This is a genomic window from Streptomyces sp. NPDC014734 (assembly GCF_043083325.1).
GTDB lineage: Bacteria > Actinomycetota > Actinomycetes > Streptomycetales > Streptomycetaceae > Streptomyces.
Genome location: NZ_JBIBYN010000017.1, coordinates 155,330 through 178,400 on the forward strand (window position 1 = coordinate 155,330; position 23,071 = coordinate 178,400).

The window sequence follows — 23,071 nt, forward strand, 5'->3', positions numbered from 1 at the left end:
GTCCCGCGATCCCGCGCCGATCCACCAGGGATCGCGGGACAGGCCCGAGCACAGCGTGTACCGCCGGGGCACGGCACCCGCCCCGGCGGTACGCCGTTCCTCAGCGGTACAACGCGTCGACCTCCACCGCGTACGCCGCCTCGATCGCCCTGCGCTTCAGCTTGAGCGACGGGGTGAGCAGCCCGTGCTCCTCGCCGAACGGATGCGCCAGGATCCGGAACGTGCGGATGGACTCGGCCTTGGACACCGCCGTGTTGGCGGCCACCACCGCGCGCCGGATCTCCGTCTCCAGATCCGGGTCGCGCACCAGCTCCTCCGGTCGCAGCGGGGGCCGCCCCTGCATGGTGAGCCAGTGCTCCACCGCTTCCAGGTCGATCGTGACCAGGGCCGCGATGTACGGCCGGTCGTTGCCGACCACGAGGCACTGCGCGATCAGCGGATGGGCCCGGACCCGCTCCTCCAGACCGGTCGGCGACACACTCTTGCCCCCCGACGTCACCAGGATCTCCTTCTTCCGCCCGGTGATCGTCAGATAGCCGTCCGTGTCGAGCGAACCCAGGTCCCCGGTGGCCAGCCAGCCCTCGCGCAGCACCGCCGCGGTGGCCTCCGGGGCGCCGAGATAGCCCGCGAACACATGGTCCCCGTGCACCCACACCTCGCCGTCCTCGGCGATATGCACCGTGGTGCCGGGGATCGGCTGCCCGACAGTGCCGTACCGGGTGCGCTCGGGCGGATTGGCGGTGGCCGCCGCGGTCGTCTCGGTCAGCCCGTACCCCTCGTACACGGTGACGCCCGCGCCCTCGAAGAACAGCCCCAGCCGCCGCGCCATCCCTGAGCCACCGGACATGGCGTGCCGGATCCGGCCGCCCATCGCCTCGCGCACCTTGCGGTACACGACCTTGTCGAAGAACTGGTGCTGCACGCGCAACCCGGCCGACGGCCCCGGCCCCGTGCCGAACGCCTTCGCCTCCGCCGCCTCCGCGTACGCGACGGCCACCTCCACCGCCCTGTCGAACGGCCCGGCGCGGCCCTCGGCCTCCGCCCTGCGGCGGGCGGCGTCGAAGACCTTCTCGAAGACGTACGGCACCGCCAGGACGAACGTCGGCCGGAACGAGACCAGATCGGGCATCAGCGCCTTCGCCGACAACTGCGGCTGGTGCCCCAGCTTCACCCGGCCGCGGATCGCTGCGACCTCGACCATGCGGCCGAAGACGTGTGCCAGTGGCAGGAACAGCAGCGTCGAGGCCTCGTCACCCGGCCGGGAGCGGAAGACCGACTCCCAGCGGGCGGCCATGGTGTCCGTCTCGAACATGAAGTTGGCATGTGTGATCACGCAGCCCTTGGGGCGGCCCGTGGTGCCCGAGGTGTAGATGACCGTCGCGACCGAGTCGGGTGTCACCGCGCGCCGGTGACGGTGCACGACCTCGTCCTCGACCCGGGCCCCCGCGTCGACGAGTTCGGCAACCGCTCCGGCGTCGAGCTGCCAGAACCGTTTGACGCCGGGCAATCGGTCGATCACCGACGCGACCGTCATCGCGTGGTCCTCGTGCTCGACGACGACGGCGGACACGTTCGCGTCGTGCAGCATCCAGTGGACCTGCTCGGCCGAGGAGGTCGGATACACCGGAACGGACTGGGCGCCCACCGACCACAGCGCGAAGTCGAAGAGCGTCCACTCGTAGCGGGTGCGCGACATCAGGGCCACCCGGTCGCCGAACCTGACGCCGTGTGCGATCAGGCCCCGCGCGAGCGCCAGCACCTCGTCCCGGAAGTCCGCGGCGGTGACATCCCGCCAGTGCCCGTCGGCGTCCTTGCGGCTCAGGGCGACCCGGCGCGGATCCTCCTGGGCGTAGTCGAACACCACGTCGGCCAGCCCGCCCACGAGGGGGGCGGCCGCCATGGGCGGGACAGTGAAATCGCGCAATGACCTGCTCCTCGTGGCGCTTCGCACGGCGTCGTGACGCTACCCCACAGGATGGCGCGGCGGGAGGGGCCCGAACCGGTGGACAACATGGCATATGCACAGGTGGGCCGCCTAAATCCGGCCAGATGGGCAGGGCGCGGGCGCGGCCGGGACCGCGGAGCGAAGGCCCCGCGCCCGAATCTCCACCGAATCTGTACGCCGTGATCACGCGGGTTCGGGGCGGATGCGGCGGCGGGCACCTGGGCCCTGGCCCCGCCCCGGTGCCGGGTATCCGGGACGGACGGGGTCAGGCGCCGTCCCCGCCGACGATCGTGCCGCTCGCGGCGCCGCCGCGGATCAGCCGGTCCGCGCCCGTGAGGATCGTCGCCGCCAGGGCGTCCGCGGCCTCCTGCGACCGGCCGCGGCGCCGGCCGTGCAGCAGCACGAAGTCCACGTCGCCCAGATCGGGCAGGCCGGACCTGGGAGGAAGCGGCACCAGACCGGGCGGGACCAGACCACGGCTGTGCGCCATCACGCCGAGCCCGGCACGGGCCGCCGCCACCAGTCCGCTGAGACTGGCGCTCGTACAGGCGATCCGCCAGGACCTGCCGTGTTCCTCCAGGACCTCGAGGGCGCGGGCCCGGGTGATGCCCGGGGGCGGGAAGAGCACCAGCGGAACCGGGCGGTCCGGGTCGATCCGGAGCCGTGGCGCGCCGATCCAGGCAAGTGCGTCCCGCCAGACCAGCTCACCGTGCGCGTCGCCGACGCGCCGCTTGGCGAGCACCAGGTCGAGCCGGTCGGCCGCCAGCCGTCGGTGCAGCGTCCCGGAGAGCTCGACCGTCAGCTCCAGGTCGACCTCCGGGTGATCGCGGCGGAACGATTCCAGGATCTCCGGCAGCCGGGTCAGCACGAAGTCCTCGGACGCCCCGAACCGCAGCCGCCCCCTCAGCCGCGTCCCGGCGAAGAAGGCGGCGGCCCGCTCATGGGCCTCCAGGATGGTCCGGGCGAAACCGAGCATCGCCTCGCCGTCCCGGGTCAGTTCCACCCGGTGCGTGTCGCGGCTGAACAACTGCCGCGCCGTCGCGTCCTCCAGACGCCGCACGTGCTGGCTCACCGTGGACTGCCGCACCCCGAGCCGGTCGGCGGCGCGGGTGAAGCTCAGCGTCTGGGCGACGGCGAGAAAGGTCCTCAACTGCGCGGGTTCGTACACAGGAGCGAGGATATCGCGATTCGTGATGACAGTGAGTGTGGTGTACGGGATTCCCGATCGCCCCGATCGGGCGCAGGATGGGACGGCATGACCGGAACCGAGGAGAACGCGTGGAGCACATGAGTCGCCGTACCCGCAGGCTGCCGTCCCGGCTGCGGGTCGATCCGTACATCCTGGCGCTGATCGGCACGGTCCTGGTCGCGGCGGTACTGCCCGCCTCCGGTGCCGTCGCGGACGTGGCCGGCGGCGCCTCGACCGGGGCCGTCGCCCTCCTGTTCTTCCTGTACGGCGCCCGTCTGTCCACCGCGGAGGCGCTCGACGGCCTCCGGCACTGGCGACTCCACCTCACGGTCCTGGTCTGCACGTTCGTGGCGTTCCCGCTGCTGGGCCTGGCGGGCGGGGCGCTCGTGCCGTACGTGCTGACGCCACAGCTCCACAGCGGTTTCCTCTTCCTGTGCCTCGTCCCCTCGACCATCCAGTCGTCGATCGCCTTCACCTCGATGGCCCGGGGCAACGTGCCCGCGGCGATCTGCGCGGGCTCCTTCTCCTCGATCGCGGGCATCTTCCTCACCCCGCTGCTCGCCGCCGCGCTGCTGGGCGACGACGGCGGCGGCTTCTCGCCGGACGCGCTGCTGAGGATCGGCGTGCAGCTGCTGCTGCCGTTCGTGGCCGGGCAGCTGTCGCGTCGCTGGATCGGCGGCTTCATCGCCCACCACAAGAAGGTGCTCGGCCTCGTCGACCGCGGCTCGATCCTGCTCGTCGTCTACACGGCGTTCAGCGAGGGCATGGTCGCGGGCATCTGGCACCAGGTCACCCCGGCCCGGCTCGGCGCGCTGCTCGGCGCGGAGGCCGTGCTGCTCGCGTTGATGCTCGCGCTGACCTGGTACGGGGCGAAGCGGCTCGGCTTCGGCCGGGAGGACCGGATCGCCATCCAGTTCGCCGGGTCGAAGAAGAGCCTTGCCTCCGGGCTGCCGATGGCGAGCGTGATCTTCGGCGCACAGGCATCGCTCGCCGTGCTCCCGCTGATGCTCTTCCACCAGATGCAGCTGATGGTGTGCGCGGTCCTCGCCAAGCGCCGCTCGCGCGACCCGGAGGCGGGGCCGGGACGCCGTGAGGAGCCCATGCCCCCGTCGGCGGACGGTGAGGGCCGCCGCCGGGCGGGTGGCCCGGCTGCCGGGGAGTCCGTGCCGGTGGGCTGAACGGCCGCGACGGACCGGACCGGACCGGATCGGACGGGCGGCGGCCGGCGGGACGTCCTGCGCCCGTGGCCGGGCGCGCGGGCCGGGTGGACGGCGCGGGGGCAGGACGTGGCCGGGGACGGGAGCGGGGTGGACGGGGCGGCCCGCGGCCGGGCGTGCGGGCCGATCGACGTTTCCGCGGGGGTCAGCCCCGGTCGGCGGCGGCCTCCAGGGCGATGCGGTGCTCGCCCGCGTACACGTTCATGGACGGGCCGCGCAGGAAGCCGACCAGGGTCAGCCCGGCCTCGGCCGCCAGGTCGACGGCGAGGGACGACGGCGCCGAGACCGACGCGAGCACCGGGATTCCGGCCATCACGGCCTTCTGGGCCAGCTCGAACGACGCCCGCCCCGACACCAGCAGGATCGCCCGGGACAGCGGCAGCCGCAGGTCGGTGAGGGCGCGGCCGACCAGCTTGTCCACGGCGTTGTGGCGGCCGACGTCCTCCCGGACGTCGAGGAGCTCGCCCTCCTCGGAGAACAGTGCCGCCGCGTGCAGGCCCCCGGTCCGGTCGAAGACCCGCTGAGCGGCACGCAGCCGGTCGGGCAGGGAGGAGAGCAGGGCCGGCTCGATCCGCAGCGGGGGCGTGTCGGAGACCGGATGCCGGGTCGTGGTGCGGACCGCGTCGAGGCTCGCCCTGCCGCACAGCCCGCACGACGACGTGGTGTACACGTTCCGTTCGAGCGTGATGTCGGGGACCACGACGCCCGGGGCGAGCCCCACGTCCACCACGTTGTACGAGTTCGCGCCGTCCTCGGTGGCCCCGGCGCAGTAGACGATCGACCGCACCTCGGAGCCGTCGCCGACGACCCCCTCGCTCACCAGGAAGCCCGCCGCCAGCGCGAAGTCGTCGCCGGGCGTCCGCATCGTGACGGCGAGCGGTCTGCCGTTCAGGCGGATCTCCAGCGGCTCCTCCGCGACGAGCGTGTCCGGGCGCGCGGAGACCACGCCGTCCCGGACACGGATGATGCGGCGGCGCTCGGTGACCCGTCCCATAGTCGTGAACCCGATTCTCGTCGTGCGGTGGGGCGGCCCGCCCCCTCCCGCTGCTCTGCTCGTTCCGCACCTGGAGTGTGCCACCGCGCCCGTGAGGTGCGCGCGCCGAGGTGGGGTGCCCCGGGGACGACCCGGAGGAAACGGGACGCCGACGGGCGGCGGCTGATGCCAAACCTCCAAGGTCCGGGTGCCATTCCTGTGGGAACACGTGCCCCCGTACCGGACGGTAGCGGCCAAGACTGGATGGTTCCTGCCATACGTAGCGAGGGGAACCTGTTCATGACCGGCTCACGTGTCGTGGCGCTCGGCCACTATCAGCCCGCCAGGGTGCTCACCAACGAGGACCTGGCGGCCATGGTCGACACCAGCGACGAGTGGATCACCAGCCGTGTCGGCATCAGGACCCGCCATGTCGGGGGCCCCGACGAACCCGTGGACGAGCTCGCCGCCCACGCGGGAGCCAAGGCGCTGGCCTCCGCGGGCCTGAGGCCCGACGAGATCGACATGGTCCTGGTCGCCACCTCCACCGCCATCGACCGTTCGCCGAGCATGTCGGCCCGGGTCGCCGCCCGGCTCGGCATGGAATCGCCCGCGGTGATGGACATCAACGTGGTCTGCTCCGGCTTCACCCACGCCCTCGCCACCGCCGATCACGCGGTGAGGGCAGGCGCGGCCGAGCGCGTTCTGGTGATCGGTGCCGACAAGATGGCGGACGTCGCGGACTGGACCGACCGCAGCACCTGCGTGCTGGTCGGGGACGGAGCGGGCGCCGCGGTGGTCGTCGCGGACCGCGACGACGAGGACCGGCCCGGAATAGGCCCCGTGCTGTGGGGTTCGGTGCCCCGGATGGGCAACGCGGTACGGATCGAGGGGACGCCGCCGCGCTTCGCCCAGGAGGGGCAGTCCGTGTACCGGTGGGCCACCACGCAACTGCCGCCCATCGCCCGCAAGGTGTGCGAGAAGGCCGGTGTCACCCCCGAGGAACTGGCCGCGGTGGTGCTGCACCAGGCCAACCTGAGGATCATCGAGCCCGTTGCCAGGAAGATCGGCGCGGTCAACGCCGTCATCGCCCGGGACGTCGTGGAATCCGGCAACACATCGGCGGCCTCCGTTCCGATGGCCCTGTCCAAGCTGGTGGAACGCGGTGAGGTGCACACCGGCGCCCCGGTCCTGCTCTTCGCCTTCGGCGGGAACCTCTCGTACGCGGGCCAGGTGATCCGCTGCCCCTGACGGCCTGTCGGACGCCCTGCGGGAGGTGCGGCCGGCTGTTGGGCCTCCGGCCGTCGGCCCGGGCGGCTTTGTCCTGGGTGTGGAGAAAGTTGTGGCGGATTCCCGCGCAACTTCTTCCCACCCCCGGCAACCGCTGCTACGTTCCCCTCGAAAGCCCGAACGGACAGGCCGATGCGGCGGGGAGGGGCGCGTGAGACGCATGACGGCACGACCCGCCAACGCCCATCAGGCGCGACTGCTCAGGCTGTTGCGCGACAGCGGCCCCCATTCGCGGGCCCAGCTCGGTGATCAGGTCGATCTGTCGCGTTCCAAGCTCGCCGTCGAGGTCGACCGGCTGCTGGAGACCGGACTCGTCGTGGCCGACGGGCTCGCCGCCTCCCGCGGCGGGCGCCGCTCCCACAACATCCGGCTCGCCCCGCAACTGCGCTTCCTCGGCGTCGACATCGGCGCCACGTCCGTCGACGTGGCCGTCACCAACGCCGAACTGGAGGTCCTGGGCCACCTCAACCACCCCGTCGACGTGCGCGAGGGCCCCGTCGTCATCTTCGAACAGGTGCTGGCCATGGCGGCCAAGCTCCGGGCCTCCGGGCTCGCCGAGGGCTTCGACGGCGCGGGCATCGGCGTACCCGGGCCGGTCCGTTTCCCCGAAGGCGTCCCGGTCGCCCCGCCGATCATGCCCGGCTGGGACGGCTTCCCGGTCCGCGAGGTGCTCAGCCAGGAACTGGGCTGCCCCGTCATGGCCGACAACGACGTGAACCTGATGGCGATGGGGGAGCAGCACGCCGGCGTCGCGCGCTCGGTCGGCGACTTCCTCTGCGTCAAGATCGGTACGGGCATCGGCTGCGGGATCGTCGTCGGCGGTGATGTCCACCGTGGCACGACCGGCAGTGCCGGCGACATCGGCCACATCCGGGTGGAGCCCGAGGGGCGCGCCTGCGCCTGCGGCAACCGGGGCTGCCTGGAGGCCCACTTCAGCGGGGCCGCGCTCGCCCGCGACGCCGAGGAGGCGGCACGATCCGGACGGTCGGCCGAACTCGCCGGGCGACTGGAGGCGGCCGGGCGGCTCACCGCCGCCGATGTGGCGGCCGCCGCGGCCGCGGGCGACGCCACCTCGCTCGACCTGATCCGCGCCGGCGGCAACCGGCTGGGGCAGGTCATCGCGGGCCTCGTCAGCTTCTTCAATCCCGGCCTGGTGGTGATCGGCGGTGGTGTGACCGGCCTTGGGCACACACTGCTCGCCAGTGTCCGGACCCAGGTCTACCGGCAGTCACTGCCGCTGGCCACCGGCAACCTCCCGATCGTGCTCGGTGAGCTGGGGCACGCCGCCGGAGTGATCGGCGCCGCCCGGCTCATCAGCGACCACCTGTTCTCCCCGGCCTGACCCCAGGGGCCGGCGGCGCTTTCGCGCACCCGTGCACAGCGAACGGCACCCGCACGACGACCGACCGCACCGCAGCACCACCGCATCACCGCACTCCGGTACCGCCCTGCCCGCTCACCGGCCCTCCCCGAGCTCCCGGCTGCGCACGAGCCGGGGAGACCCCATTCGCCGAGGGGATTCGTCATGGCACCAGAACCGCCCCTGCTCACCATGTCCGGCATCACCAAGTCGTTCCCCGGAGTCCGCGCCCTCGACGGCGTCGACCTGGAGGTCCGGGCCGGTGAGGTCCACTGCCTGCTCGGACAGAACGGCGCCGGCAAGTCCACGCTCATCAAGGTGCTCGCCGGGGCCCACCAGCCCGACGGCGGAGAGATCACCTGGCACGGCGAACCGGTCGTGCTCAAGTCCCCCGTCACCGCCGTGCGCCTGGGCATCGCCACCATCCACCAGGAACTCGACCTGGTCCGGGGCCTGTCGGTCGCCGAGAACGTCTTCCTCGGCCACGAGCCCACCACCGCCCGCTTCGTGGTCCGCGCCCGGGAGGGCCGCACGGCCACCGCGGCACTGCTGAACCGCCTCGGACACCCGGAGATCGACCCGGCGAGCGAGGTCGGCGACCTGTCCGCGGCCCAGCAGCAGATCGTCTCCATGGCGCGGGCGCTCTCCCACGACGTGCGGCTGATCGTGATGGACGAACCGTCCGCCGCGCTCGACCCCGACGAGGTCGACAACCTGTTCCGCATCGTCGCCGCCCTCACCGCCGACGGGGTGGCCGTCGTGTACATCTCGCACCGGCTGGAGGAGATCCGCCGGATCGGCGACCGGGTGACCGTGCTCAAGGACGGCCGCGCCGTCGCGGTGGGGCTGCCCGCCAAGTCCACCCCGACGCGCGACATCGTTGCCATGATGACCGGCCGCGAGGTCGCGTACGTCTTCCCGCCGCGCCGCACGAACGGCGCGGGAACGGAGGCGGAACCGGTGCTGAGCATCGAGGGGCTGACCAGGAAGGGCGAATTCGAGCCGCTGGAGCTGGAGCTGAGACCCGGTGAGATCGTCGGCCTGGCCGGACTCGTCGGCTCGGGACGGTCCGAGATCCTGGAGACCGTCTACGGGGCCCGCAGGGCGAGTGCCGGACGGGTCGCGGTGGCAGGACGGACGTTGCGGCCCGGCAGCGTCCGTGCCGCCGTCGCCGCCGGGATCGGACTCGCACCCGAGGAACGCAAGGCGCAGGCCCTGCTGATGCTCGAATCCGTCACCCGCAACGTCTCCGTCTCCTCGCTGTCCCGCTTCGCCCGGGGCGGCTGGCTGGACCACGCGGCCGAGCGACGGGCGGCCCGCGCCGCCACCCGCGAACTCTCGCTGCGCCCCGACGACCCGGACACCCCCGTCCGCACGCTCTCCGGCGGCAACCAGCAGAAGGCGGTCCTGGCGCGCTGGCTGCTGCGCGGCTGCCGGGTCCTGCTGCTCGACGAGCCGACCCGGGGTGTCGACGTCGGGGCCCGCGCCGAGCTGTACGCCGTGATCCGCCGACTGGCCGACGAGGGCCTTGCCGTGCTGCTGGTCTCCAGCGAGGTCCCCGAGGTGCTGGGGCTCGCCGACCGTGTGCTGGTGCTCCGCGAGGGGCGAGTCGTGCACACGGCGAACGCCTCGGATCTCGACGAGCACCGCGTACTCGACCTGGTGATGGAAGGGAGCCCGACGTCATGACGCACCCCGTACCCCCGGCGCGGCAGTACGGGCCGGACCACGATTCCGGCCCCTCGCCGCAGGCACGACCGCGCAAGCGGGACCGGCCCCCGCACGGGTTCGCCCCGCGCGCGGACGTCCGCAACCTGTCCCTCCTGGGTGTCCTCGCCGTACTGGTCGCCGTCGGCGGGTTCACCGAGCCCGACGCCTTCCTCGACGCCGGGAATCTTCAGCTGATCCTCACCCAGTCGTCCGTCATCGGCGTCGTGACGGTGGGGATGACGTTCGTCATCACCAGCGGCGGCATCGATCTGTCGGTCGGCGCGATGGTCGCCCTCGCCTCGGTCTGGGCCACCACGGTCGCCACGCAGGAGTACGGCTTCGCGGGCGTCCTGTTCACCGCCGCGGTCGTCGGCCTCGGCGCCGGCCTGGTGAACGGGCTGCTCATCGCGTACGGCCGGATGGTGCCGTTCATCGCGACGCTGGCAATGCTCGCCTCCGCCCGAGGGCTCGCGCTCCAGATCACGGACGGCAGGACCCAGCTCGTCACCGTCCGTTCGGTTCTCGACCTGGGGCTGCCCGGCTCGTACGTCCTCGGCGTACCGCCACTGGTCATGATCTTCGCCGCGGTCACCGTCGTCGGCTGGCTGGTGCTGAACCGCACCACCTTCGGACGCCGCACGGTCGCGATCGGCGGGAACGCGGAGGCGGCCAGGCTGGCCGGCATCGACGTACGGCGGCAGCGGCTCCTGCTCTATCTGCTGTCCGGGCTGTGCTGCGGCATCGCCGCCTTCATGCTCGTCGTCCTGTCCGGCTCGGGACAGAACACCAACGGCAACCTGTACGAGCTGGACGCCATCGCCGCCGCGATCATCGGCGGCACCCTGCTCAGCGGCGGACGCGGCACCATCGTCGGTTCCGTGCTCGGGGTCCTCGTCTTCACCACCATCACCAACATCTTCGCGCTCAACAACCTCCAGAGCGACGTCCAGCAGATCGCCAAGGGCGCGATCATCGTCGCCGCGGTTCTGGTCCAGGGCCGGACCGCGGCACAGGGCGAGACCTGAACCCGCGGGCGAGCCGGCGGTGTTCGTCCCGCCGCCCCGTTCCGCTCACGCCACGTCCCGTTCCCCGCACGACACGCACGCACCGGATGAAGGGTTGGACAGCCATGCCAGAAACCAGCCGCAGAGGACTGCTCCTCGGCACCGCGGCCGTCTCCGCGGGCGCCCTGCTCACCGCCTGCACCAGCAACGAGCCCAAGGCCGAGGGCACCGCGCCGAGCGGTGGCGCGGGCGGCGCCGACGACAGCCCCGGCAAGCACGTCACCATCGGTTTCGCGGGCCCCCAGGCCGACCACGGCTGGCTCAGCGCCATCAACGAGAACGCCAGGTCACGGGCCAAGAAGTACTCCGACGTGACGCTGGAGACCACCGAGGGGTCCAACGACACCGCCGCCCAGATCGGCCAGGTCAAGACACTCATCAACAAGAAGGTCGACGTCCTGGTCATCCTGCCGGCCGACGGCAAGGCACTCACCCAGGTCGGTCTGGAGGCGATGCGGGCCGGTATTCCGGTGGTCAACCTGGACCGGATCTTCGCCTCCCCGCAGGCCTACCGCTGCTGGGTCGGCGGCGACAACTACGGCATGGGGCTCAACGCGGGCACGTACATCGGCGAGCGGCTGAAGGACAGGAAGGGTGCCAAGGTCGTCGAGCTGGCCGGCATCGACAGCCTGGAACTCACCAAGCAGCGCAGCCAGGGGTTCGCCGACGCGCTGAAGAACTACCCGGGCATCGAGCTGGTGGCACGTCAGGCGGCCGAGTTCACGGTGGAGTCGGGGCAGGCGAAGACGGCACAGCTGCTCCAGGCGCAGAAGCGGATCGACGCCCTGTGGAACCACGACGACGACCAGGGGGTCGGTGCGCTCCGGGCCGTCCAGCAGGCCGGCCGCGACGAATTCCTGATGGTCGGCGGCGCCGGGGCCGCGTCCGCGATGGAAGCCATCAAGGCCGACGACAGCGTGCTGAAGGCCACCGTCCTCTACCCGCCGACGATGGCCGCCACCGCGATCGACCTGGCCCGCGCCCTCGCCCAGGGCAAGGGCGTCGGCGGCCTGGCCGAGCTGGAGATCCCGACAAGTCTCACCGTCTACTCGGCCGTGGTGACCAAGGAGAACGTCGACCAGTACCTGCCGACGGGCTTCAGCTGAGCCGGCCCGCGGGAGGGCACCGGCCCTCCCGCAGCATCCGACGAACGACCGACGAGGAGGAAGCCCGGATGGCCCGATGGGAAGAGACGGCGCGGGAGGCCGCGGCGCCGCCGACGTACCTGCCGATACCGAACGCGCCGACGCTCGGCGTCGGCATGGTCGGGTACGCGTTCATGGGCGCCGCCCACTCGCAGGGGTGGCGCACGGCCGGACACGTCTTCGAACTGCCGATGAACCCGGCTCTCACCGCGATCTGCGGACGTGACGCGGCCGCCGTCGAGAAGGCGGCGGCCCGGTACGGCTGGGCGTCGGCGGAGACCGACTGGCGGGCCCTCGTCGCCCGGGACGACGTGCACGTCGTCGACATCTGCACCCCCGGCGACAGCCATGCCGAGATCGCGATCGCCGCCCTGGACGCGGGCAAACACGTACTGTGCGAGAAGCCGCTCGCCAACACGGTCGCCGAGGCCGAGGCCATGGCGGAGGCTGCCGAACGTGCGGCGGCCCGCGGCCAGGTGGCGATGGTGGGCTTCAACTACCGCAGGGTCCCCGCGATCGCCTACGCCAGGAAGCTGATCGCCGAGGGACGTCTCGGCACCTTGCGGCACGTCCGTGCCGCCTACCTCCAGGACTGGCTCGTCGACCCCTCGGCACCGCTCACCTGGCGTCTGCGACGCGAGCGGGCCGGTTCCGGTGCGCTCGGCGACCTCGGCGCGCACATCGTCGATCTTGCCCAGTACCTGGCGGGGGAGCCGCTGGTCGGTGTGTCGGCGGTGAGCCGGACGTTCGTGACGCGGCGACCGCTGCCCGCCGGGCCGTCGGCCGGACTCGCCGGGGCGGCCGACGCCGACGAGCACGGCACCGTGACCGTGGACGACGCGACCCTGTTCACCGGACGGCTCGCCTCCGGCGCACTCGCCTCGTTCGAGACGACCCGGATGGCCGCCGGACGGAAGAACGCCCTGCGCCTGGAGATCAACGGGGAACGAGGGTCGCTCGCCTTCGACCTGGAGAGGCTCAACGAACTGTCCTTCCACGACCACACCGAACCCGCCACCACGGCCGGGTTCCGGCGCGTCCTGGTCACCGAGGCCCAGCACCCCTACCTGGAGGCGTGGTGGCCGCCGGGCCACGCCCTCGGCTACGAGCACACCTTCGTCCACCAGGCGCGCGATCTGGTGCGGACGATCGCCGAAGGGACCGTGCCCGCACCGTCGTTCGCGGACGGGCTCCAGGTGCAACGGGTGCTGGCGGCGGTGGAGGAGAGCGCCGGGAAGAACTCCGTACACACCCCCGTGGCCCATTAGGAGGTCCCGCGCATGCCCCGTCCCTTCACACTGTTCACCGGTCAGTGGGCCGACCTGCCGTTGGAGGAGGTCTGCCGGCTCGCCCGCGACTTCGGATACGACGGGCTCGAACTCGCCTGCTGGGGCGACCACTTCGAGGTCGACAAGGCCCTGTCCGACCCCGGCTACCTGGACGGCCGGAGGCAACTGCTCGACGCGTACGGGCTGAAGTGCTGGGCGATCTCCAACCATCTGGTCGGCCAGGCCGTCTGCGACCATCCCATCGACGAACGGCACCGGGGCATCCTGCCCGCCCGGATCTGGGGCGACGGCGAGCCCGAGGGGGTGCGCCGACGGGCCGCCGAGGAGATCAAGGACACCGCACGCGCGGCCGCCGCCTTCGGGGTGCGCACGGTCATCGGCTTCACCGGGTCCTCGATCTGGCACCTCGTCGCGATGTTCCCGCCGGTTCCGCCGCACATGATCGAGCGCGGGTACGAGGACTTCGCGGAGCGCTGGAACCCGGTCCTGGACATCTTCGACGCGGAGGGCGTGCGCTTCGCCCACGAGGTCCACCCCAGCGAGATCGCGTACGACTACTGGACCACGCAGCGGGCACTGGAGGCCGTCGGCCACCGGGACGCGTTCGGGCTGAACTTCGACCCGAGCCACTTCGTGTGGCAGGACCTCGACCCGGTCGGCTTCCTGTACGACTTCCGGGACCGGATCTACCACGTGGACTGCAAGGAGGCGCGCAGGCGGCTGGACGGCCGCAACGGCCGGCTGGGCTCCCATCTGCCCTGGGGCGATCCGAGGCGCGGCTGGGACTTCGTCTCGGCCGGGCACGGCGAGGTGCCGTGGGAGGACGTGTTCCGGATGCTCCGGTCCATCGGGTACGACGGACCGGTCTCGGTGGAGTGGGAGGACGCGGGGATGGACCGGCTCTCGGGAGCGCCGGAGGCGCTCGCCACGCTGAAGCGGTACGACTTCGAGCCGCCGTCCGCCTCGTTCGACGCGGCGTTCGGGGGCGGCGACTGACGGCCCCGGACGTCTTCGGAGCCGGGTCCCGGGCGGGGGAGGGCGAGGGGCGGACCGCGGCCCGTCGCCGGGGCGCCGACACGGCCCCGGCGCGGCCGTCCCCGGTGTCCGTCGGCGGGTGAGCGGGTCGTGCTCGCCCGGCGGTGGCCCCTGCCCGCACCCCGCTTTGTCCTGGCACGGGAAAAAGTTCCTCGGGTCCTCGCGCAAGGTCTTTCCGTTCCGGACGAACCGGTCTACCGTCCGAGACGTGTACATGACATAAATGGGCCGCAGGTGCCCCACCGGCCCCGGACGACCCGCGCGGCAGTCCCCGCGCAGCACGGCAGCACTCGCCCGTACGACCGGCACTCTCCGGAGGACACTCGTGCACCGAACCAGAGCCAGAAACCGGAACCGGACCCGGTCCCGTGTCCGCAGATCCCTCGCCCTGTTCACCGGCGGCCTGCTGACCGCCGCCACCCTCGCTCTCGGCGCCACCCCCGGGGCGGCCACGACCGGCCCCGCGCCGTCGGCCGCCGACGCCGCCGCCGACGACCTCCAGCAGGTCACCCTCGCCAAGGGCGCCGCGGAGACCGGCGAACCCATGACCCTCGCCGTCCTCCCCGACCGCAGCGTGCTGCACACCTCGCGCACCGGCGAGCTGCGCCTCACCGACAGCGGCGGCAACACCCGCGTCGTGGGGGCCGTGCCCGTGTACGCGCACGACGAGGAGGGGCTCCAGGGCATCGGCGTCGACCCCGACTTCGAGAAGAACCGGGCCGTCTACCTCTACTACGCGCCCCCGCTCGACACCCCGACGGGCGACGCCCCCGAGAACGGCACCGCCGCCGACTTCGCGAAGTTCGACGGGGTGAACCGCCTGTCCCGCTTCGTCCTCAAGGACGACGGCACCCTCGACAACGCCAGCGAGAAGAAGATCCTCGACATCCCGACCTCGCGCGGCATGTGCTGCCACGTCGGCGGCGACATCGACTTCGACGCGCAGGGCAACCTGTACCTGTCGACCGGCGACGACTCCAACCCGTTCGCCTCCGACGGGTTCACACCGATCGACGAACGCCCGGACCGCAACCCGGCGTTCGACGCCCGCCGCAGCGCCGGCAACACCAACGACCTGCGCGGCAAGATCCTCAGGATCAAGGTCGCCGAGGACGGCTCGTACACCGTTCCGGAGGGGAACCTCTTCGCGCCGGGCACGGAGAGGACCCGCCCCGAGATCTACGCGATGGGCTTCCGCAACCCGTTCCGCTTCTCCGTGGACAGGGCGACCGGCGTCCTCTACGTGGGCGACTACGGCCCGGACGCGGGCGCCGCCGACCCGAAGCGCGGCCCGTCCGGACAGGTCGAGTTCGCGCGGGTGAGCGAACCCGGCAACTTCGGCTGGCCGTTCTGCACCGGCGCCAACGACGCCTACGTCGACTACGACTTCGCGACGAAGACGTCCGGCGAGCCCTTCGACTGCGCCGCCCCGAAGAACACCTCCCCGCACAACACCGGACTCGTCGACCTGCCGCCCGCCCAGCCCGCCTGGATCCCCTACGACGGCGACTCCGTGCCCGAGTTCGGCACCGGCTCCGAGTCCCCGATGGGCGGACCGGTCTACCACTACGACGCCGCGCTCGACTCGCCCGTGAAGTTCCCCGAGTCGTACGACGGGAAGTTCTTCGCCGGGGAGTTCGGCCGACGCTGGATCAAGGCCATCGCGCACGACGCCGACGGCACCGTCCGTTCCATCGAGCCGGTTTTGTGGACCGGCACCCAGGTGATGGACATGGCCTTCGGACCCGACGGGGCGCTGTACGTCCTCGACTACGGCACCGGCTGGTTCGGCGGCGACGAGAACTCCGGCCTCTACCGCATCGAGAACGCGGCGGGCGGACGCTCGCCCAACGCGGTGGCCTCCTCCGACAGGACCTCCGGCACGGCCCCGCTGAAGGTGAGGTTCTCCTCGGCGGGCACCGTCGACCCGGACGGCGATCCGCTGACCTACGCCTGGGCCTTCGGTGACGGCTCCACCTCGACCGCCGCCGACCCCACCCACACGTACCGGAAGAACGGCACGTACACGGCGACCGTCACCGCCAAGGACCCCACGGGCCGGACCGCCTCGGCGAGCGTCCACGTCACCGTCGGCAACACGGCGCCGAAGGTGGAGCTGAAACTCCCCGGTGACGGTCAGCTGTTCAGCTTCGGCGACGACGTCCCGTTCCGGGTGACCGTCACCGATCCGGAGGACGGCACGATCGACTGCTCCAAGGTCGAGGTCCGTTTCGTCCTCGGCCACGACAGCCACGGCCACCCCATCACCACCGTCAACGGATGCTCCGGCACCATCAAGACCGCCATGGACGGCGGCCACGACCCCAACGCCAACATCTTCGGAGTCATCGACGCCTCCTACACCGACGGCGGGGGCGGCGGCCAGGCACCCCTGTCCGGCCACGACCAGGCACAGCTCCAGCCCCGGCACCGCCAGGCCGAGCACTACACCTCCTCGTCCGGCGTCAAGGTCCACGAGAAGGCGACCGCCCACGGCGGCAAGACCGTCGGGGACATCCACGACGGCGACTGGATCTCCTTCACGCCGTACATCCTCGGCGACTCCAACAGGCTCACCGCCCGCATCGCGTCCGGTGGCGTCGGAGGCTTCCTCGAAGTGCGGGCCGGCTCGGCGACCGGCACCATCCTGGGCTCCACCCCGGTACCGGTGACCGGCGGCTGGGAGACCTTCCAGGACGTCGACGTGCCGCTGCGCAACGTCCCGAAGAAGGCCACCGAACTCTTCCTCGTCTTCAAGGGCGGCGACGGCGCGCTCTACGACGTCGACGACTTCGAACTCACCCACAACACCCCGGACCGGAACGCCAAACGCGTCCTGGTCTTCTCCGGGACCGCGGGCTTCCGCCACGACGCGATCCCCGACGGCATCGCCGCGCTGAAGGAACTCGGCGAAGGCGGCGGCATCACCGTCGACGCCACCGAGGAGGCCGGGCAGTTCACCACCGCCAACCTGGCCCGCTACGACGCCGTCGTGTTCCTGTCGACCACCGGTGACGTGCTCGACACCGACCAGCAGAAGGCGTTCGAGAACTACGTCGCCGCCGGCGGCGGCTACATGGGCGTCCACGCCGCGGCGGACACCGAGTACGACTGGCCGTTCTACGGCGGACTCGTCGGCGCGTACTTCTCCTCGCACCCCGCCGTCCAGCCCGCCACCGTCCGAGTCGAGGACCACGAGCACCCGGCCACCGCCCACCTCGACGACGCGTGGAACCGCACCGACGAGTGGTACAACTACCGCACCAACCCGCGCGGTCGGGCGAAGATCCTCGCCACCCTCGACGAGACGACCTACGACGGCGGCACCATGAAGGGTGACCACCCCATCACCTGGTGCCAGACCTACCGGGGCGGCCGCTCCTTCTACACCGGCCTCGGCCACACCAAGGAGTCCTACGCCGAACCCGCCTTCCGGCAGCTCCTCCTCGGCGGCCTGCGCTACGCCTCCGGCCAGGTGAAGGCCGACTGCAAGCCGGACACCGGCTACCGGTCGATCTTCAACGGCACCACGCTCGACGGCTGGAAGCAGGCGGGCCCCGGAGGGTTCGACGTCGTCGACGGCGAACTGCGCTCCGTGGGCGGCATGGGACTTCTGACCTACCGGGCCAAGGAACTCGGCGCGTACTCGCTCACACTGGACTGGAAGATGCGGGGCGACGACAACTCGGGCGTCTTCGTCGGCTTCCCGGAGTCCGACGACCCCTGGTCCGCGGTCGACAACGGCTACGAGATCCAGATCGACGCCACCGACGCGGCCGATCGCACCACCGGCTCCGTCTACACGTTCAAGGCGCCGGACATCAAGGCCCGCGACCGCGTCCTGCGCCCGCCCGGCCAGTGGAACAGCTACGAGATCAAGGTCCGGGGCGAACGGCTCCAGGTCTTCCTCAACGGAGTCAAGATCAACGACTTCACCAACACCGATCCGGCCCGGAGCCTGCGCGACGGCTACATCGGCCTCCAGAACCACAGTGCCGACGACCACGTGTCGTTCCGCGACATCCGTCTGAAGGAACTGCCCCAGGAGTAGCGGCGCCCGCCGGGCCCGCGGCCGACGGCCGAGGGCCCACCGCCGACGACCGACAACCGGCGGCGGGCGGGGCCGGGGACACCCCGCCCGCCGCCGTCCCCCTCCCGTACAGCGCCACCCGCTCGGCCCCGCCGGAACCCCCAGCCAGGGAGGCAGCCCGTGTCAGCAACCGCCGTACGTACCGGAGTCTGGTTCATCGGAGCACGCGGCTCCGTCGCCACCACCGCGACAGCGGGGTGCGCGGCCGTCGCGGCGGGGCTCCACCCGGCGGCCGGGATGGTCACCGAGACCCCGGCGTTCGCCTCCACCGGCCTCCCCGCCCTCGGCTCACTCGTCTTCGGCGGACACGACACCGACGGCTGCCCACTGCCCAAACGGGCCGAGGCACTGGCCGCCGGGGGAGTGCTGCCGCACGGCCTGCCGTCCGCGCTCCGCGCCGAACTCGCCGCCGCCGACGCGGAGATACGGCCCGGCGGCCCGCTGCCGGGCGACACCCGCGACGACGGGCAACTGATCGCGGACCTCGCCGCCGACCTCACGGACTTCGGACACCGCAACGGCCTGGCCAGGACGGTCGTGATCAACGTCGCGTCCACCGAGCCCGTACCCGACCCCGACGACCCGCGACTGCCCACCAGCTCGCTGTACGCCGCCGCCGCGCTGCGGGCCGGATGCCCCTACGTCAACTTCACCCCCTCCACCGGAGTGCGTGCACCCGCGCTCCGGGAGACCGTCGAGGCCTGCGGGCTCCCGTACACCGGCCGCGACGGCAAGACCGGCCAGACGCTGCTGCGCTCCGTGCTCGCCCCGATGTTCGTCCAGCGCGCCCTGCCCGTACGGGCCTGGTCGGGCACCAATCTGCTGGGCGGCGGGGACGGCGCGGCGCTGGCCGACCCGGGCGCGGCCGCGGCCAAGAACGCGGGCAAGGAACGCGTCCTCGCCGACACCCTGGGAGCCGCCCCGGAGGGCGAGGTCCACATCGACGACGTGCCCGCGCTCGGCGACTGGAAGACGGCCTGGGACCACATCGCGTTCGACGGTTTCCTCGGGGCCCGCATGGTGCTCCAGACGACGTGGCAGGGCTGCGACTCCGCGCTCGCCGCCCCGTTGGTCCTGGACCTGGCCAGACTGGTGGCCCGCGCCCACGAGAGGGGCCTGAGCGGTCCACTGCCCGGGCTCGGCTTCTACTTCAAGGACCCGGACGGCGGACCGGCCGGGCTCTTCGAGCAGTACCGGGAACTGCTGGCACTCGCCGGCACGCTGCGGGAGCAGCGGTGACCGCGGGGGCCTGGGCGGAACTGCTCCGTGTCTCGGCGCTGTTCACCGTCCCGGGGGACGCCCTCGCCGGGGCCGCGGCCACGGGGCACCGACCCGGCCGGGGCACCGCGCTCGCCGTCGGCGCCTCCCTCTGCCTGTACGAGGCGGGCATGGCGCTCAACGACTGGGCCGACCGCGACGAGGACGCCGTCGACCGTCCGCACCGCCCGATCCCGTCCGGCCGTATCGCCCCGGGCGCGGCCCTCGCGGCGGCGGGCGCGCTGACAGCGGCGGGACTGGGACTCGCCGCCGGGGCCGGCCGGCCCGCCCTCGCGATCGCCACCGGCCTGGCGGCGACCGTCTGGGCCTACGACCTCCGCCTCAAGCACACCCCCGCGGGACCCGCGGCGATGGCGGCGGCACGTGGACTGGACCTGCTGCTGGGTGCCGCCGCCACGGGAACGGAGCGGCGGGCCGCGGGCGGGAGCGGGGACGGACGGACGGGGCCGGGGGAGCGGGACGCGGGGCGCCGCGGCGACACGGGTGTGCGCGCGGTGCGTCGCCGGGCCGGACGCGCGCGGCCCGGCCCGGCGACGCGCACGAACGGGCCGCTGCGCGCGGCCCTGCCGGCCGCCGGCCTGCTCGGCGCGCACACCTACGCCGTCACCGCCGTCTCCCGGCACGAGGTGCGGGGCGGATCCACCGCCGTCCCCCTCGCCGCCCTCGCCGCCACGGCCGCCCTCGCCACCACCGGCCTGCGCGAGCGGCACGGACGACGGGGAACCGCGACGACGGGCCCGGAAGCGGAACAGACAACAGGGCCGTCCACGCGCCGACCGGGTCGTCCCCTCCCGCCCGCCGCCCCGGCCCCGCGTCTCCTCGCCACGGCACTCGCCGGTTCCTACCTCGCCACCGCGGGACACCCCCTGCTGCACGCCGCCCTCAATCCGTCCCCGCCGCTCACCCGGCGCGCCGTCGGGGGCGGCATCCGGGCGATGATCCCGCTCCAGGCGGCCCTCGCCGCACGCGCCGGAGCGACGGGTACCGGACTGGCCGTGATGGGGCTCGTCCCCCTCGCCCGCTCCCTCGCCCGGAAGGTGAGTCCCACATGACGATCCGTCTCGGCTACGGCACCAACGGGCTCACCGACCTCCGCCCCGACGACGCCCTCGAACTCCTCGCCGACCTCGGCTACGACGGAGTCGGCCTCACCCTCGACCACATGCACCTCGACCCCCTCGCCCCGGACCTCGCCGCACGCACCCGTCATATGGCGTCCACGCTCCGGCGACTGGACCTCGGCGTCACCGTCGAGACCGGCGCCCGATACGTCCTCGACCCCCGCCGCAAACACGGCCCCTCGCTCCTCGACCCGGACCCCGAGGCCCGGGCCGCCCGCACCCGGCTGCTCGTCCGGGCCGTCGCCATCGCCGCCGACCTCGGTGCCCACGCCGTGCACTGCTTCAGCGGCGTCACCCCGCCCGGCACCGCCCCCGACACCGCATGGCGGCGGCTCACCGAATCCCTCGCCCCCGTCCTGGACGCCGCCGACCGCTCCGGCGTCCCCCTGGCGATCGAACCCGAACCGGGACACCTCCTCGCCACCCTCGCCGACTTCCACCGTCTGCGCGCCCTCGGCGGCGACCCGGAACCGCTCGGACTCACCCTCGACATCGGCCACTGCCAGTGCCTGGAGCCGGACCCGCCCGCCGACTGCGTCCGGGCCGCGGCCCCCTGGCTGCGCCACGTCCAGATCGAGGACATGCGCCGCGGCGTCCACGAACACCTGCCGTTCGGCGAGGGCGAGATCGACTTCCCACCCGTACTCGAAGCGCTCGACGCACTGGACCGGACCCCGGACACCGGCTACCGCGGCCTCACCGTCGTCGAACTGCCCCGCCACTCCCACGCCGGACCCGAACTCGCCCGCACGTCCATCGAGTTCCTCCGCACGCACGGCCCGTCGAGCCGCTGAACCGCCGAAGGGACCCACGCCATGCCGACGACACCGCCATCCGCGGCGACCAGCCCGCGGACGCCCCCGGAGACGACCGCACCGCTGCTGACCCGCGAGGAACTCGACACCCGGCTCGGCGGAGCCGCGCGCGCCTGGCTCGACGAGGCACTCGCCGAGGCCGGACACACCGCCGCCCACGAGGACACCGACCGGCCGATCGAACCCTACGGCGTCCCCCCGTGGGAACTGCGCTACGCAGCCGCGGGCCGGTACTGCGGGCCGGAGCACGCCGACTCCGTACGCGCCCTGCTGCTCATCGAGGCCCGCGCCGCGCCGCCCGTCGTGACCCGGCTCTACGAGCAGGGCACCGCCGCCGAACGGCGCGCCGTCCTGCGCGCGCTGCACCTGCTGGACCTCGGCCGCGACGCCCTCCCGCTCGTCGAGGACGCACTGCGCACCAACGACACCCGGCTGATCGCCGCGGCCGTCGGCCCGTACGCCGGAGCCCACCTCGACCCGCACCAATGGCGCCACGCCGTCCTCAAATGCCTCTTCACCGGCGTCCCCGTGGACGCCGTCGGCCAACTGGCCCGGCGCTCCCGGGGCGACGCCGAACTCGCCCGCATGCTGGGCGACTTCGCCGCAGAGCGTATCGCCGCCGGCCGTCGCGTGTCCGCCGGTCTCACCCAGGTCCTCGATCTCACCGCCCCCGGCCCCGCCGCCCCCACGCAGGAGTCCTGATGCGCATCTTCGACCCGCACATCCACATGACCTCCCGCACCACGGACGACTACCGGGCGATGTACGACGTGGGCGTACGCGCCCTCGTGGAACCCTCCTTCTGGCTCGGACAGCCCCGTACCTCGCCCGGCAGCTTCCTCGACTACTTCGACGCCCTGCTCGGCTGGGAACCCTTCCGCGCCGCCCAGTACGGCATCGCCCACCACTGCACGCTCGCCCTCAACCCCAAGGAGGCGAACGACCCCCGCTGCACCCCCGTCCTGGACGCCCTGCCGCGCTACCTCGTCAAGGACTCCGTCGTCGCCGTCGGCGAGATCGGCTACGACTCGATGACCCCGGCCGAGGACACCGCCCTCGCCGCCCAGCTCCAGCTCGCCGCCGACCACGGCCTGCCCGCCCTCGTGCACACCCCGCACCGCGACAAGCTCGCCGGACTGCACCGCACTCTCGACGTCGTCCACGAATCCCGTCTCCCCCCGGAACACGTGCTGCTCGACCACCTCAACGAGACGACGGTGAAGGACGCCCTCGACAGCGGCTGCTGGGCGGGCTTCTCCCTCTACCCCGACACCAAGATGGACGCCGACCGCATGGTCGCGATCCTCAGGACGTACGGAACCGAGCGCGTCCTGGTCAACTCCGCCGCCGACTGGGGAAACAGCGACCCGCTCATGACCCGTGAGGCCGGCGACGCGATGCTGGCCGCCGGGTTCGACGAGGACGACGTCGACCGGGTGCTCTGGCGCAACCCCGTCGCCTTCTACGGACGAAGCGGCCGCCTCCGGCTCGACACCGCCGCGACGGGCCCGCTCCACGAGGGCAACTCCGTCCTGCGCGGCGGGGAGTGA

17 protein-coding genes are annotated in these 23,071 nt (G+C 72.6%); 14 read left to right on the forward strand and 3 right to left on the reverse strand.

Features of this window, described 5'->3' with window-relative positions:
- Positions 1 to 100: 100 nt before the first annotated feature.
- Positions 101 to 1,900 carry an AMP-dependent synthetase/ligase gene (locus ACF1CT_RS25225; protein WP_391786215.1) on the reverse strand — a complete coding sequence of 600 codons (1,800 nt, stop codon included), beginning with the start codon at positions 1,898 to 1,900 and terminating at the stop codon, positions 101 to 103.
- A gap of 310 nt (positions 1,901 to 2,210) precedes the next feature.
- Entirely contained in the window at positions 2,211 to 3,113 is a 903-nt protein-coding gene (locus tag ACF1CT_RS25230; protein WP_391786216.1) for a LysR family transcriptional regulator, read from the reverse strand.
- Positions 3,114 to 3,232: 119 nt separating this feature from the next.
- Between ACF1CT_RS25230 and ACF1CT_RS25235 the strand changes: the two genes are divergently transcribed.
- Positions 3,233 to 4,312, forward strand: a complete 1,080-nt coding sequence (locus ACF1CT_RS25235; protein WP_391786254.1) for a bile acid:sodium symporter family protein — start codon at positions 3,233 to 3,235, stop codon at positions 4,310 to 4,312.
- Between the two features lie 184 nt (positions 4,313 to 4,496).
- Here ACF1CT_RS25235 and fdhD read toward each other — a convergent pair whose 3' ends face one another.
- On the reverse strand, positions 4,497 to 5,345 hold the full coding sequence (gene fdhD, locus ACF1CT_RS25240; protein WP_391786217.1) for a formate dehydrogenase accessory sulfurtransferase FdhD: 849 nt from the start codon (positions 5,343 to 5,345) through the stop codon (positions 4,497 to 4,499).
- A gap of 279 nt (positions 5,346 to 5,624) precedes the next feature.
- On the opposite strand from fdhD, the gene ACF1CT_RS25245 reads away from it, so the two are divergent.
- From ACF1CT_RS25245 to ACF1CT_RS25305, 13 genes are all read left to right on the forward strand, one after another.
- Positions 5,625 to 6,575 carry a beta-ketoacyl-ACP synthase III gene (locus ACF1CT_RS25245; RefSeq protein WP_391786218.1) on the forward strand — a complete coding sequence of 317 codons (951 nt, stop codon included), beginning with the start codon at positions 5,625 to 5,627 and terminating at the stop codon, positions 6,573 to 6,575.
- A 199-nt stretch (positions 6,576 to 6,774) separates the two neighbouring features.
- Positions 6,775 to 7,956: an ROK family protein gene (locus ACF1CT_RS25250; protein WP_391786219.1), complete on the forward strand. Its 1,182-nt coding sequence runs from the start codon at positions 6,775 to 6,777 to the stop codon at positions 7,954 to 7,956.
- Positions 7,957 to 8,139: 183 nt separating this feature from the next.
- Positions 8,140 to 9,663: a sugar ABC transporter ATP-binding protein gene (locus ACF1CT_RS25255; RefSeq protein WP_391786220.1), complete on the forward strand. Its 1,524-nt coding sequence runs from the start codon at positions 8,140 to 8,142 to the stop codon at positions 9,661 to 9,663.
- Positions 9,660 to 10,709: an ABC transporter permease gene (locus tag ACF1CT_RS25260; protein ID WP_391786221.1), complete on the forward strand. Its 1,050-nt coding sequence runs from the start codon at positions 9,660 to 9,662 to the stop codon at positions 10,707 to 10,709. The genes ACF1CT_RS25255 and ACF1CT_RS25260 overlap by 4 nt, the downstream gene beginning before the upstream one ends.
- A gap of 104 nt (positions 10,710 to 10,813) precedes the next feature.
- Positions 10,814 to 11,854: a substrate-binding domain-containing protein gene (locus ACF1CT_RS25265; RefSeq protein WP_391786222.1), complete on the forward strand. Its 1,041-nt coding sequence runs from the start codon at positions 10,814 to 10,816 to the stop codon at positions 11,852 to 11,854.
- Positions 11,855 to 11,922: 68 nt separating this feature from the next.
- A complete protein-coding gene (locus ACF1CT_RS25270) occupies positions 11,923 to 13,161 on the forward strand; it encodes a Gfo/Idh/MocA family protein (protein WP_391786223.1) in 1,239 nt (412 codons plus the stop codon).
- 12 nt (positions 13,162 to 13,173) lie between these two features.
- Entirely contained in the window at positions 13,174 to 14,178 is a 1,005-nt protein-coding gene (locus ACF1CT_RS25275) for a sugar phosphate isomerase/epimerase family protein (RefSeq protein WP_391786224.1), read from the forward strand.
- 364 nt (positions 14,179 to 14,542) lie between these two features.
- Positions 14,543 to 18,268: a ThuA domain-containing protein gene (locus tag ACF1CT_RS25280; RefSeq protein WP_391786225.1), complete on the forward strand. Its 3,726-nt coding sequence runs from the start codon at positions 14,543 to 14,545 to the stop codon at positions 18,266 to 18,268.
- 159 nt (positions 18,269 to 18,427) lie between these two features.
- Entirely contained in the window at positions 18,428 to 19,546 is a 1,119-nt protein-coding gene (locus ACF1CT_RS25285) for an inositol-3-phosphate synthase (RefSeq protein ID WP_391786226.1), read from the forward strand.
- Positions 19,543 to 20,637: an SCO3242 family prenyltransferase gene (locus tag ACF1CT_RS25290; RefSeq protein ID WP_391786227.1), complete on the forward strand. Its 1,095-nt coding sequence runs from the start codon at positions 19,543 to 19,545 to the stop codon at positions 20,635 to 20,637. The genes ACF1CT_RS25285 and ACF1CT_RS25290 overlap by 4 nt, the downstream gene beginning before the upstream one ends.
- Positions 20,634 to 21,500, forward strand: a complete 867-nt coding sequence (locus ACF1CT_RS25295; RefSeq protein WP_391786228.1) for a sugar phosphate isomerase/epimerase family protein — start codon at positions 20,634 to 20,636, stop codon at positions 21,498 to 21,500. The genes ACF1CT_RS25290 and ACF1CT_RS25295 overlap by 4 nt, the downstream gene beginning before the upstream one ends.
- Positions 21,501 to 21,521: 21 nt before the next feature.
- On the forward strand, positions 21,522 to 22,223 hold the full coding sequence (locus tag ACF1CT_RS25300) for an EboA domain-containing protein (RefSeq protein ID WP_391786229.1): 702 nt from the start codon (positions 21,522 to 21,524) through the stop codon (positions 22,221 to 22,223).
- Positions 22,223 to 23,071, forward strand: coding sequence for a TatD family hydrolase (locus ACF1CT_RS25305; RefSeq protein WP_391786230.1), 849 nt, complete (start codon positions 22,223 to 22,225; stop codon positions 23,069 to 23,071). The genes ACF1CT_RS25300 and ACF1CT_RS25305 overlap by 1 nt, the downstream gene beginning before the upstream one ends.